13 protein-coding genes are annotated in these 13619 nt (G+C 29.7%); 6 read left to right on the top strand and 7 right to left on the bottom strand.

Translation table 11 applies throughout. The annotated features are described in order from the left end of the window. Nucleotides 1-25: 25 nt before the first annotated feature. Nucleotides 26-406, bottom strand: a complete 381-nt coding sequence (locus tag ACVC3Y_RS06660) for a MotA/TolQ/ExbB proton channel family protein (RefSeq protein ID WP_303424189.1) — start codon at nucleotides 404-406, stop codon at nucleotides 26-28. 128 nt (nucleotides 407-534) lie between these two features. After that, nucleotides 535-1854 (bottom strand): serine hydrolase domain-containing protein, encoded by a 1320-nt coding sequence (locus ACVC3Y_RS06665; RefSeq protein ID WP_303424188.1) that lies wholly within the window; start codon nucleotides 1852-1854, stop codon nucleotides 535-537. A 191-nt stretch (nucleotides 1855-2045) separates the two neighbouring features. Between ACVC3Y_RS06665 and ACVC3Y_RS06670 the strand changes: the two genes are divergently transcribed. After that, nucleotides 2046-3098: a sensor histidine kinase gene (locus ACVC3Y_RS06670; RefSeq protein WP_303424187.1), complete on the top strand. Its 1053-nt coding sequence runs from the start codon at nucleotides 2046-2048 to the stop codon at nucleotides 3096-3098. Further along, nucleotides 3099-3815 (top strand): LytR/AlgR family response regulator transcription factor, encoded by a 717-nt coding sequence (locus ACVC3Y_RS06675; protein ID WP_303424186.1) that lies wholly within the window; start codon nucleotides 3099-3101, stop codon nucleotides 3813-3815. A 409-nt stretch (nucleotides 3816-4224) separates the two neighbouring features. On the opposite strand, the gene lpdA is transcribed toward ACVC3Y_RS06675, so the two are convergent. The 5 genes from lpdA to ACVC3Y_RS06700 form a co-directional block, all read right to left on the bottom strand. Next, on the bottom strand, nucleotides 4225-5622 hold the full coding sequence (lpdA, locus tag ACVC3Y_RS06680) for a dihydrolipoyl dehydrogenase (RefSeq protein WP_303424185.1): 1398 nt from the start codon (nucleotides 5620-5622) through the stop codon (nucleotides 4225-4227). Between the two features lie 269 nt (nucleotides 5623-5891). Beyond that, on the bottom strand, nucleotides 5892-6662 hold the full coding sequence (locus tag ACVC3Y_RS06685) for a LuxR C-terminal-related transcriptional regulator (protein ID WP_303424184.1): 771 nt from the start codon (nucleotides 6660-6662) through the stop codon (nucleotides 5892-5894). A gap of 52 nt (nucleotides 6663-6714) precedes the next feature. After that, the gene (locus tag ACVC3Y_RS06690; RefSeq protein WP_303424183.1) at nucleotides 6715-7341 is read right to left on the bottom strand and encodes a CPBP family intramembrane glutamic endopeptidase; all 627 of its coding nucleotides are present in this window, start codon (nucleotides 7339-7341) and stop codon (nucleotides 6715-6717) included. An 11-nt stretch (nucleotides 7342-7352) separates the two neighbouring features. Then, nucleotides 7353-8945, bottom strand: a complete 1593-nt coding sequence (locus ACVC3Y_RS06695) for a S41 family peptidase (RefSeq protein ID WP_452226452.1) — start codon at nucleotides 8943-8945, stop codon at nucleotides 7353-7355. Between the two features lie 114 nt (nucleotides 8946-9059). Continuing rightward, complete coding sequence (locus ACVC3Y_RS06700; protein WP_452226453.1) at nucleotides 9060-9518, bottom strand: Lrp/AsnC family transcriptional regulator; 459 nt, start codon at nucleotides 9516-9518, stop codon at nucleotides 9060-9062. A 165-nt stretch (nucleotides 9519-9683) separates the two neighbouring features. Between ACVC3Y_RS06700 and ACVC3Y_RS06705 the strand changes: the two genes are divergently transcribed. The 4 genes from ACVC3Y_RS06705 (at nucleotide 9684) to ACVC3Y_RS06720 (ending at nucleotide 13583) form a co-directional block, all read left to right on the top strand. Continuing rightward, complete coding sequence (locus ACVC3Y_RS06705; protein WP_452226454.1) at nucleotides 9684-10898, top strand: aminotransferase class I/II-fold pyridoxal phosphate-dependent enzyme; 1215 nt, start codon at nucleotides 9684-9686, stop codon at nucleotides 10896-10898. A 111-nt stretch (nucleotides 10899-11009) separates the two neighbouring features. Further along, entirely contained in the window at nucleotides 11010-12476 is a 1467-nt protein-coding gene (nhaC, locus tag ACVC3Y_RS06710) for a Na+/H+ antiporter NhaC (protein WP_452226455.1), read from the top strand. Between the two features lie 147 nt (nucleotides 12477-12623). Beyond that, a complete protein-coding gene (locus ACVC3Y_RS06715; protein WP_303424178.1) occupies nucleotides 12624-13268 on the top strand; it encodes a peroxiredoxin in 645 nt (214 codons plus the stop codon). Between the two features lie 6 nt (nucleotides 13269-13274). Beyond that, entirely contained in the window at nucleotides 13275-13583 is a 309-nt protein-coding gene (locus tag ACVC3Y_RS06720) for a thioredoxin family protein (protein WP_303424177.1), read from the top strand. Nucleotides 13584-13619 lie beyond the last annotated feature (36 nt).

Here is a 13619-nt window from a genome sequence, read left to right on the forward strand (position 1 = left end):
GTTTAAAATTAGTTCGTTAAAAAAATTAGTCTTTATGTAATGCTCTTAAAACAAGAATACCAATTCTTGTAATAATAAAAGTAAATAAGCCAAAAGTGGCAGTTAACAAAGAGATTTTAAGTCCTCCTGCAAAAACGGAAGGGTCTGGATTTCCCATAGCTTCAACAGAATCAAAAGCAGTTATTAATCCTAAAACAGAGGCAAAAAAACCAATTACCAAACCTAACAAGCTACTATCTGCAGCAAGTTTTAACATTTTTTTAGATGTTGTAATATCCTTATTAAGATTAATAAACCCTTTAATAATAAAGAATAATGATACTAGTAAGCATATTAAAATAAGTGACATCATAAAGGATCCTCCTTCTTGAAAGCGATCGACAAATTGAAGAGATAAAAATTTCATACGTAATTTGTTTTATAAGTTAGATATATAACAAACTTAAATTAGTTTGTTAATTTAAAAATTAAAATGCGACAAATAACCAATTTAGCTCCTTAAATAACCAAAACTAAAAAATGGCTATTTAGTCTTTACTCTTTTTTTAAGCATTTTTTTGGTGTTTCACCAGATTGCTCAAACAACAATAATTTTTCTTTTACATTAAATTTTAAAACAGCACCTAAATCTAGTTTAAATTGGTCTTTACTAGTAGCATCTAATGTTTTTAAATCTCTTCCTTCTGGGCCTCCTTGTAAAGCGGTACCATTAGACTTAAAAACTAAATTAAATGGTAGACCTTCGCAAGTATAAACCCCTTCATATAGTTGTAATTCCTTTTCTGTTAAACTAATAGAATTAAAACTTGGGATAAATAATTCTTCTCCTTGCAATGCTGCCATAGCGTTAAACATTATTGGCATTAAACCAAAATCTAAAGCATTCGCAGTAAATGCTATTGCTGTTTTTGAAGCTGGAATATACATAACCATAGACTTAAAAAAATCGATACTTCCATTATGTGCATAAATGGTTTGCCCTCCTTTTTCTGCACTCATAATTCCGCTTCCATATTCTCCTTTAATAGTTGTCATGGCTTTAAAACTCTTAGAAGACATTAGTTTATTATTAAACAAAGCGTCCATAAAAACCACTAAATCTGTAGTGTTAGAAACAATTGCCCCTGCTCCGCCAGGATTGCTTAAATGCGCTTGTTTGGCCTGGTATAAAGAACCATCTTCTTCGTAAGAATAAGATAGACACTCATTATTTGTAATATCTATCACATCGCCATAATAGGTGTTTTTTAATTGCAGCTTGCTAACAATACGATTTTCTAAAATACTTTTATAAGTTGTTTTATCTATCTTTTCTAAAAGATAACCTAACAAAATATAGTTGGTATTACTATATTCGTTTTTTTCATTTGGTTGAAAATCTACAGCATGCGATTGAATTAGATCTAACATTCCTTTTTGTGTTATAGGTTTGTGTTCATCAAAATTATCGTCTCTAGGAATATTAAATAAGCCACTACTATGATCTAATAAATTTGCAATAGTAATTTTATTAGCATTAGGTATTTTTGGAAAATAATTAGATAATTTTTCATCTAATTCTATCTTACCTTCATCTACTAACTGAAAAATCATAACTGCAGTAAAGGTCTTCGTTACAGAACCAATTCTAAATTTAGATTGGCTTGTTATAGCGGGTTTTTCATTTTCATTTATATACGAATTACCAACCTGTTTATTATAGATAATTTCTCCTTCTTTTAAAATAGATAAACTTCCCATAAATTTATTATTCTTATTTAAAGTATCTAAAAAGGAATCTAACGGTTCCAGGTTTTGAGCTTTAGAAACATTAGAAACTATAAAAACCAGTAATACTAATAGTGTTCTTATCATTTATATTGGTGTTAATTTAAACATGCTACAAACGTAAAAAAGAAAGAACTAGATTATTTTTTTTTGCGATGAACGACTTGTTTTGCTATTAAAACAACCACAATGTTAAAACAAGCGTTAAAACTGTTATTCGTCTACAAAAAATATAAACGCGCAAAAATTATAGTATTATTGTAAATTAATTACCAGTTATGTTCTCTAGAAAAGACATTTTAAATAAAATAGGACAAATTACACTTCACATTATTTTCTGGTGTGCTGTACTTTTATTTTTTACCTATTTTTTTGGTGTTGGCAGCAAAAATTACAAAGACACTTTAACCTTTGCCTTGTTTTTAATGCCTATTACCATTGCTACTACCTATATTTCTATTTATAAATTAATTCCAGAATATTTAATAAGTAAACAATATTTTAGATTTTGCTTATACAGTTTATATACCATAATAATTTCGGGATATTTAATCATGGTTTCCGTTTTTTTTAGCCTAATTTATTTATCAAATTTTAGCTATGCCGATATGAATCCTTTAACACGGAATATTATCTTAATTACAACAGCTGTATATATTGTAGTGGTTTTGGTTAGTGCTTTTAAGCTTTTAAAACTTCATTTAAAACATGCCGAAAAAACCAAGATATTAGAAACAAGAATTCTAGATGGTCAGTTACAGTTAAAAGAACAAGAATTACATTATTTAAAGATGCAAATTCATCCACATTTCTTGTTTAATACTTTAAATACAATGTATGGTTTTGCTTTAAAAAAAGCAGATGAAACACCAGAAATGATATTAAAGTTATCCAATTTACTTGACTATTTATTGTATCAAGTAGATAAGCCATTTGTATTATTAGTAGACGAAATAAATCACATAAAAGACTATATAGATTTAGAAAAAATGCGATTTAATAACACCTTGGATATTTCGTTTACTAGTGAAGACATAAATGAAACAACACAAGTAGCACCAATGCTTTTACTTCCTTTTATAGAAAATAGTTTTAAACACGGAAGCATAAAAAACGGCGTTTTAAAAATTAAAATTGACGTATCTTCTACCAAAGAAAACATTCTCTTTTCTATTGTAAACACAAGCTCTTTCTCTGAAACATCCAATGAAGGCATAGGTTTGCAAAACATAAAAAAAAGGTTAGATTTACTCTATAAAAATAAATACGACTTAAAGATAGACGCTTCAGAAAATCTTTTTAAAGTAGATTTAAAATTAAATAATAATTAATTGCAAAACACAAAAAACATACACTGTTTAATAATAGATGACGAAGCAATTGCTAGAGAAATTATTGCTACACATCTTTCAAAAATAGACAATATTAATGTTGTAGCTAGTTGCAGTAATGCCATGGAAGCTTTTAATATAATTAGCAACCATACTATTGATTTGGTTTTTCTAGATATTAATATGCCCGAAATTTCAGGCATCTCCTTTGCTAAATCGATAAATAAAGACATTAAAATTATCTTTACCACTGCATATAGAGATTATGCTGTGGAAGGTTTTGAACTGCAAGCTGTAGATTACCTTTTAAAACCGATTTCTTTTGCTCGTTTATTAAAATCGGTAAACACCTATTTTGAAGTATATAGTAATATGAAAACGATTACAACTGAAAAAACTAAAACTGCAGATTTCATGTTTATTCGTTCGGAAAGACGCATGCTTAAAATAGATTTTGAAGCTATATTATATGTAGAAAGTTATAGCGATTATATAAAGATTCATTTGCAAAAGGAAACGATTGTTACTAGAGAAACAATAAGTGCTATTGAAGCAAAGCTACCTTCTAATAAATTTATTAGAATACATAGATCCTTTATTATTTCTATACGTTATATAAGTTCTTTTACCAACGAGTATATTACCATAAACAAAAAAGCATTACCTATAAGTAGGAGCTATAAAAAAGAGGTTTTAAGCGTATTAGATAAATATTAAAAACCCCTTTCATTAATAATGAAAAGGGTTTTCTAGTAGCGTGCTTTAAAAAATCCAAGCCCTTTCTAACAAAACTTAATTAACCATAAACACTATTTGTTTAATCTTGAATTTCAATTTCACACGCTACTATATCTTTAACTCATTTAAATATCATTTTTACTGCGCTTACTCCAATATTTAAAACTTCTTAAATTTCGCATATAGACAAATAATCTTGATATTTTAAAAGTAGAAATAAGAAGTAATCGATTAAAAGTAATTATATAAGTTATAATCACTATTCTTGTAAGAAAACACATAAAACAAAAGCGAAACATCTAGTTAGAAATATAACCAAATGTTTCGCTTTTTTATTGAGGCACTTCGACAATAATCGTAGTGTAATATTTTGATTCTCCTTTTAGGATTAGATATGAAGTGCTCTATCATTTGCAGCAAGTGCTGCTTCTTTAATAGCTTCAGTAAATGTTGGGTGTGCATGCGACATACGTGAAACATCTTCTGCAGATGCTCTGTATTCCATTGCTACAACTGCTTCAGCAATCATATCTGCAGCACGAGCACCAACCATGTGCACTCCTAAAATTTCGTCTGTAGTTTTATCTGCAAGAATTTTTACAAATCCGTCTAAATCCATACTAGCTCTACTTCTACCCAAAGCGCGCATTGGAAACTGACCTACTTTGTATGCTACTCCAGCTTCTTTTAATTGCTCTTCGGTTTTACCAACAGCTGCAACTTCTGGCCAAGTATAAACTACTCCAGGAATTAAATTATAATCAATATGTGGTTTTTGTCCTGCTAAAGTTTCGGCAACAAATACACCTTCTTCTTCTGCTTTATGAGCAAGCATTGCTCCTTTTATAACATCCCCTATTGCATAAATATTAGATGCACTTGTTTGTAAATGTTCGTTTACATCTACCAAGCCTCTATCTGTTAATTTCACTCCAGCAGCTTCCGCATTTAAACCGTCTGTATATGCATGACGACCAACCGATACTAAACAATAATCTCCAGTAAAAGTTACTTCTTCTCCTTTTTTGTTATCTGCTTTTACAATAACTTCATCTCCATTTCTTTCTACAGATTTTACTTTATGCGAAGCGTTAATTTTGAATTTTTGCTTCTTTAAAACTTTGTTTAATTCTTTTGAAACTCCAGAATCCATTGTTGGTACAATTCTGTCCATATACTCAACAACAGTTACTTCTGCTCCTAATCTTTTATAAACTTGACCTAGCTCTAAGCCAATAACTCCACCTCCAATTACAATTAAATGTTTCGGTATTTCTTTAAGTTTTAAAGCTTCGGTAGAAGTAATAACTCGTTCTTTATCTAATGCAATAAATGGTAATGTAGATGGTTTAGATCCTGTAGCAATAATGGTGTTTTTTGCTTCAATCTCTGTAGTTTCATCACCAGTAATAGTAATATGGGTTGCATCTTTAAAACTTCCTACACCAACATAAACATCGATTTTATTTTTCTTCATTAAAAAATCAATTCCTCCAGTCGTTTGGTCTACAACAGATTGTTTTCTTGCAATCATTTGTTTTAAGTTGACTTTAATTTCTCCAGGAATATCAATACCATGCGCTTCAAAATGTTTGATTGCATCTTCGTAATGGTGTGAAGAATCTAAAAGTGCTTTACTTGGTATACAACCTACATTTAAACAAGTTCCGCCAAGTGTAGCATATTTTTCAATAATTGCAGTTTTCATTCCTAATTGTGCGCAACGTATTGCTGCTACATATCCTCCAGGTCCTGAACCTATTACTGCTACATCATATTTACTCATAATAATTTCTTGTTTTTATTTAACAGATCTCCACTTTCGTGGAAACGAAAACAAAAGTACAACTTTGATTTATGTTTTACGAATTACGATTAACGAAATTTAATAGAATTTGATTTTATATAAGAGGAATAGAAACTAAAAAAGCCTATCCCTTAGTTTTAAAAAAAACTTTAGAATAGGCCTATTACCTAAAACTGATTAATAGCAATACAAATTTGAAGGTTTTAACCATAACCTACAATACTCAAATTGAGTAAATTTAAAATATTTTAGATTAAATTTTTATTTGTTTTTAACATTCCTATTAATTCTCCTGTAGAGGATATATTTAATTTTTTAAGAATATTTCTTCGGTGTGTATCAACAGTATGTGAGCTTATACTTAATTTTTCAGAAATTTCTTTACTGGTATTATTTAAAACCAATAATCGAACAACATCTCGTTCTCTTTTACTAATTCCGCCTTCTAATAGTTTTTGAGAGTGGTTATTAAAGTAAATGGTTTCGTATTCATTTTTTGCATTTAACAACTTAGCAGAAGCTGTAATTTGCATTTTAATATTAGCATCTAAAACCGTGTAATGTGCTAATCCTATAATAGGTTTCATATCTGAATCGAATGCTAAAGGGGTTGTATTTTGAATAATATTTACATACACATCGTTTGCATTTTTTAATCTATAATTCCATGTATAGTTTGCACTTTGTCTTTTTTCTGCTGGTATTTCGGTTATCGTAAATTCCATTAAACTATTTAAAGCACTTAACCATATATCAATATCATCCGGATGAATTCTACTCCAAAAATATCGCATCCCTTTGACTTTTAATTCGTTTGCATCTAAACCCAAACAGGAATTAAAATTTTTACTTATATATTCAAAAGTAAGATCTTGTGTATTTGTTATGCAAAAAAAGGTAGAACTGTACGGCAAATAAAAGTCTAACTCTATAATTTTTTTGATGTGCGTTTCTAATGTTGGCGTATCATAAGACTCGAAAATAGATTTATACAGTTGTTTAATTTGGGAATATTTCATAAAGATAATTAACTAGGGATTTAATTATAACGTGCAATTTAATTAAAATATTTTATGTAGGAAAACCTAACATTTCTCCCATTCCTACTGTAAACAACCAACAACCATAGATAGCATGTTCTATAGATACTAAAAATGTAGATTTGGTTTTATGAAATGTAAAAGCAAATAATAAACCACCTACAAAAGTGAGTAGAATTACTAAACTGTTTTTAAAAAACAAATGTGCTAACGAAAACACAATAGCATTTACAAGCATTAAAATTTGATGATTAACAAACAAATTTTTGTAGCGCTGAAAATAAAAAGTCCGATAAATCAATTCTTGCGGATAAACCGAGAAAACACTGTAAACAAATAAAATAGCCAACCATAAAAAAGGCTTGTTTAATACCACATTAAAAAGACTATCCTTACTGGTGTACCAAACAAATATTGTGGTTAACACCCCAATGATAATTGTTTTAAAAAAAGTTACTTTCCAAAAGTGTTTCCAATTTAAATTTGGATTTATTTTAAATGTATTCCCTTCTACTTTTAGTAAAATATAAATTACATAAACAAAGCCTATCACTCCTAAAATCAACTTTATAACAAAAGAGTAATTAAAAACAAAACTTACAGGAAGTAATATAAAAAGAATAAAAAACTCGGTATATCTATGTATGTTTGATTCCATATTTATAGCAACTAATTATTTTTATTTTCAATAGTATTTAAAACAAAATTTAGTTCTGGATCGTTGTTTTCTTTTCGATCTTTAATTGTTGGCAATATTATATAATCTGGTTTTACACCATAACCTTCCGGTTTTTGTTTGTGAGGTGTTTCTAATTGCATTACACCTATTCTTATTTTTAACTTAGATTCTGGTAATTCATAGATTTTAAAAATTCCAGCAACAGTAGAATTGTATGCTCCTCCTGTTTCTTCACCTACAAAAACAGCTCTTTTATTGGCTTGTAATTGGTTAGACAAAACAGAAGATGCAGAAAAAGAATGCCCGTTAATTAACACATAAACAGCTCCTTTAAAACTTTTTTCTTTAGGTGTTACTTCTTTAGTTTGTTTAAACTTATAATATAATTTCCCCGCTTCTTTTTTTGTTTTAATCCAATTATGAGTGATTATAAAAGGAGAAAAAGTACCAAGCAAAATTTTAATTCCTGTAGATTCTGTATTCGACATAAATGCCTTTAAAAAAGGAATTCTACTATTCACTTCTGCTGGCTCTAAAAAACGATATGGTTCTTCTGCTAAATACGAATAGAGTTGAGCAATTTCGGCTAAACTTCCTCCTCCATTGTCTCTTAGATCTATTATAAGATTTTCTGTTTTAGAGGAATCTATCTTTTTAAAAATTTCTTCGTAAAATGTTTTATATCTTCCGCCCATAAAACCTCTTATTTTCATATAAGCAACAGTACTATCTTTTCCTATAAACTCTAAATTTCGAGTATATTCTTTTCTAGATTTCACATAACCATACACTAAATTATGCTTTCTAATTAATTTTTCCTTTTTCTTTTTTGCTTTACGTTCTTCTTTTGAAAGTTTAACAATGATATCTTTTTGTAAACTATCTTTTATTATAGTATCTGCTTGTTTTTCATCTTTTTCAATGCGTTTAAAATTGCGGTTAAAAACAGAATCCTTCTTTTGGAAAGTAATTTGTAAACTATCGATAAAAAATTTATCACTATAGTAATAGTTTGCAAATCTTTTCCCTAAAACTCTATCATACAAGGTTGTATTTAAGCCATCAGAAGCCATTCTAGATTTATACGTATTTATTAATTCGTTAATATCTTGACCGTCTACTTTAATAACTTCACTTCCTATTAAAAAAGAATCTTGAGAACGAATATTAGTTACTATTAGCTCCTTTTCAATATAATCAAAATCTAAATCGTTTATCGTAAAATCCTTTTTAATCAATGCTTTATATGCCTTTCTCTTGAACTGTTTCTTTGGTGTATATACATTAATATGCCCTTGTCTTATACTAGCAATAACTGGAGATATTTTAGCGTAAAAAGCATAACTTGTAAGTGGTTTATCTATACTCTTTTTTAAACTATCAAATTTAAAATCTAAACGTTCTTTAGCTATATATAAATTAATATTTGGATGATGTTTTTTTAATTGCGTATATGCTTTATCTACATCTTTTTGCAAAGCTGCAACTGTATGTAAAGATGTTATATGTTCATTATGTTTTTTAACACTAGAACAGGAAGCACAAAATAAAATTAAGAATAAAAGTAGTAGTTGTTTTTTCATAAAAATCATAATTAACTAAATAACAGCAAGATAAATATTAAAGTATTCTATTTTACTTTAAATATAATATTAATCTATTTCTGCGATCTAGAATTTCAGAAAGATTTATGAAAATTAAATAGTAATTGCCGTAGTATGTTTTACTTCATTAATCATAAACATACTATGCGTACTACCAATATGTTGTATTTTTGTTAGTCTATTTACCATAAACTCTCTAAAAGCCGCCATATCTTTTACTAGCACTTTTAAAAGGTAATCATAGTCTCCACTTATATGATAACACTCTAAAACCTCTTGTAAATTAGCCACCTCGTTTTCAAACTTAATCACATAATCTTGGGAATGCTGAATAAGCTTTACATGACAAAAAGCTACAAAAGATTTAGCTACTTTTTCTTTATTAACCAAAGCTACATACTTATTTATAACGCCCTGATTTTCTAGTTTTTTAATTCTTTCATAAACCGCAGTAACAGAAAGGTTTAATTTATTAGATAATGCTTTATTGGTTTGCTTACTATCCGCTTGTAAAAGTTGAAGTAGTTTTTGGTCTATTACATCAAAAGTCATATCGAAAAATTTTCAGTAAAAATAGAAATAATCTAAAATTACACCATTATTAAACTGCTAATTTAAATAAATACAGAAAAAATTTCCAAATATTATAACATATATTGATTATTAATCTAATACTTCTGAAATTTACATCAAAATAAACTAATTCCATATACAACTATGTCTTTTAAACCAGCAAACAACATTCAAGATTTACAATATTTTGGAGAATTTGGAGGTGTGAATCCTTCCATTTCCGATTCGTCTACATACACCTTTCTTTCTGCTAAAACCATGTTTGATACTTTTGAAGGTAATGCAGATGGATGCTACTTATATTCACGCCATTCTACACCTTCTAATTTATATTTAGGTGAAGCGCTTGCGGCAATGGAAGGCACAGAAACTGCGAATGTAACTGCTTCTGGAATGGGAGCTATTACTCCAGTAATTATGCAACTTTGTGGTGCTGGAGATCATATTGTTTCTAGTAGAACCATTTATGGAGGAACCTACGCGTTCTTAAAAAATTTCACACCTCGCTTTAATATTACAACTTCTTTTGTAGATATTACAAAACTGGATGTAGTTGAAGCTGCTATTACTCCAAACACAAAAGTTATATACTGCGAGTCTGTTAGCAACCCCTTATTAGAAGTTGCAGATATTAAAGGCTTAGCAAAACTAGCAAAAAAATACAATCTTAAATTGATTGTTGATAATACGTTTTCCCCATTATCTATTTCTCCTGCGCAATTAGGTGCAGATGTAGTGATACATAGTTTAACCAAATTTATTAATGGTTCTAGTGACACGGTTGGTGGTGTAATTTGTGGTACTCAAGAGTTTATTAATGATTTACGAAATGTAAACGATGGTGCTTGTATGCTTTTAGGAAGCACAATGGATAGTTTACGAGCTGCTTCGGTATTAAAAAATTTAAGAACACTTCATATTAGAATGCAACAACATAGTTTGAATGCAACTTACTTAGCCGAAAAATTTGAAAACTTAGGGCTTAAAACAGTATATCCAGGTTTAACTTCGCATCCTTCGCATCACATCTTTAAAAGTATGATGAACAATAAATATGGTTTTGGTGGCATGTTAACTATTGATGTTGGTGCTTTAGATAAAGCCAATGCCTTAATGGAAATGATGCAAGAAAAAAACTTGGGTTATTTAGCAGTAAGTTTAGGCTTTTATAAAACATTATTCTCTGCTCCAGGAAGCTCTACATCTTCTGAAATCCCAGAAGAAGAACAAGCAGCAATGGGATTGAGTGATGGACTTATTCGATTTTCAATAGGATTAGATGCAGATATTGAACGTACTTTCAATACGATGAAATCTTGTATGGAAGCACTAGGTATTCTAAAACAGGAAATCGCATAATTACATTTGTTTTAATAAAGGAAAAGGTCTGAAAAAAAATTCAGACCTTTTTGGCATTTGCATACTTTTAATGAAAATCGTAACATTACATTTCTAAAACCAACTACATTCATGCAAGAAAACGATAATCTTTCCGAAATTAACATTCAAGATCAAAAAATAATAGATAATAAAGAACTTAATATTTGGGAGGCTCTTATTCCTGTAGTTATTTTAATGGGACTATTGGCTTACAACATATTTTTTGCTGATGGTGCAATGTTTGGAGATTATTCTAATCAAATCATTTTATTAATTGGTGGTTTTGTTGCTTTTATGGATGGTTTATTTAATAAAGTTACTCCATTAACAATGTTTAAAGAAGTTTTAGAAAACCTTAAAAGTGTTTTTGTTCCCATCATGATACTTTTTCTTGTTGGTGCATTAGCAGGAACTTGGCTAGTTAGTGGAGTGATTCCTGCAATGGTTTATTATGGTTTACAAGTATTAAGTCCTGCTATATTTTTACCAGCCTCTGTAATTATTTGTGCAATCATTTCTATTGCTACTGGTAGTTCATGGACCACCTCTGCAACCGTTGGTATTGCACTAATTGGTATTGGTTCTGCTCTTGGTATAAACCCAGGAATGATTGCTGGAGCCGTAATTTCTGGGGCGTATTTTGGAGATAAAATGTCACCGCTTAGTGATACAACAAACCTTGCTCCTGCAATGGCTGGAACCGATTTGTTTACTCATATTAGATACATGACCTTTACAACTGTACCAACCGTAATCATTACACTAATAGCGTTTGCTATTATGAGTGCTACAATTGATACTAGTGGTAGTGCAGATATAAGTGGCTTATTAACTAGCATAAAAAGTACTTTTAATATTACTCCATTATTATTTATTGTTCCTGTTGGAGTAATTGGACTTATATTATTAAAAACAAAACCTTTAATAGCTTTAACTTCCGGTGTTTTACTTGCCGCTGTTTTTGCTTTTATTTTTCAATCGAATGTCCTAAAAGCTTTATCAGATTCCAGTTTTACAGCAATAATTAATTCTGTTTTTACAGACACACAAATTTCTACAGACAATGAAAAACTAAACGATTTGTTTTCTGCTGGTGGCATGAAAGGTATGCTATGGACCATCTATTTAATTTGTTGTGCCATGGTATTTGGTGGTATTATGGATGCCATTGGTGCCTTATCTAGAATTACGAAAGAACTTTTAAAATTAGCGACAACTGTATTTGGTTTATTTGCAAGTACCGTAATTAGTTGTTTAGGTTTAAATGCAATTGCATCCGACCAATATTTAGCATTAGTAATTCCTGGGAAAATGTTTAAAAAAGCATATGAAGATAAAGGTCTTGCTCCAGAAAATTTAAGTCGAACATTAGAAGATTCTGGTACAGTAACCTCTGTTCTTATCCCTTGGAATACTTGTGGTGCATACCAATCTGGTGTTTTAGGTGTTGGCGTTGGTGAATATTTTGTTTACGCTATATTTAATTGGCTCAGTCCTTTTACAACCTTATTTTTTGCTGCACTTAATATTAAAATAAGACAACTCAAATCGAAATAACAATAAATAATTCCTTTTTCTATTTACTATAACAAAAATTTATAGCCTAATAAGATTTTAAAATTTTATTAGGCTTGTTTTTTTGTTGTTCCAATGTATCTTTGCACACTGAAAAAACAATATAATAATTATAAAATTTTTAAAGTAATGGCTATAGTAGGAAAACAATTTCCAGATTTAAATGTAGATGCAATGAACGAAATGGGGGACACCTTTAAATTAAACGTTCTTGAAGAAGCAAAAAACAACAAGAAAAAAGTATTATTATTCTGGTATCCAAAAGATTTTACTTTTGTTTGTCCAACAGAACTTCATGCTTTTGAAGCTGCTAAAGCAGAATTTGAAAAAAGAAACACTATCGTAATTGGTGCATCATGTGATACTCCTGAAGTACACTTTGCATGGTTAAACACACCTAAAGATAATGGCGGAATCGAAGGTGTTACTTACCCTATTCTTGCAGATTCTAATCGTAATCTTGCTTCTACTCTAGGAATTTTAGATATCACAAACGAAAAATATAACGAAGAAACAGGTGTTGTAACTGTTGAAGGAGACAACGTAACCTATAGAGCTACTTACGTTATTGACGAAGATGGTGTAGTACAACACGAAGGTGTAAACAATATGCCAATTGGTAGAAACGTAAACGAGTTTTTACGTATTATCGATGCATTAACGCACGTACAAGAAAAAGGAGAAGTTTGTCCTGCAAACTGGGAAGAAGGTAAAGATGCTATGAGCGCTAACCGTATTGGTACTGCAGCATATTTAGCAAATCACGTAAACTAATACATCATGGTGCAAGAATTAAGTCAAGATAATCTAAACGAAATTATTGCTGCTAACGAAACCGTTGTTGTGCAATATTCAGCAACTTGGTGTGGTAACTGTCGTATTATGAAACCAAAAGTTAAGAAATTAGCTGGCGAGTTAGAAAATATTACGTTTGTTATCGCTGACGCGGAAAAATTTCCGGAATCTAGAAAATTAGCTACAGTAGATAATTTACCAACATTTGCAACTTTTAAAAAAGGTGATTTTGTGAATCAAGTTCAGACTAACAAATTCGACGTTTTAAAAGAATTAGTAAACGAAGTAGTATAACAACTTAATTAGGTTCCGTTTTCACGGAAACAAAAA

The organism is Lacinutrix cladophorae (genome assembly GCF_053604645.1).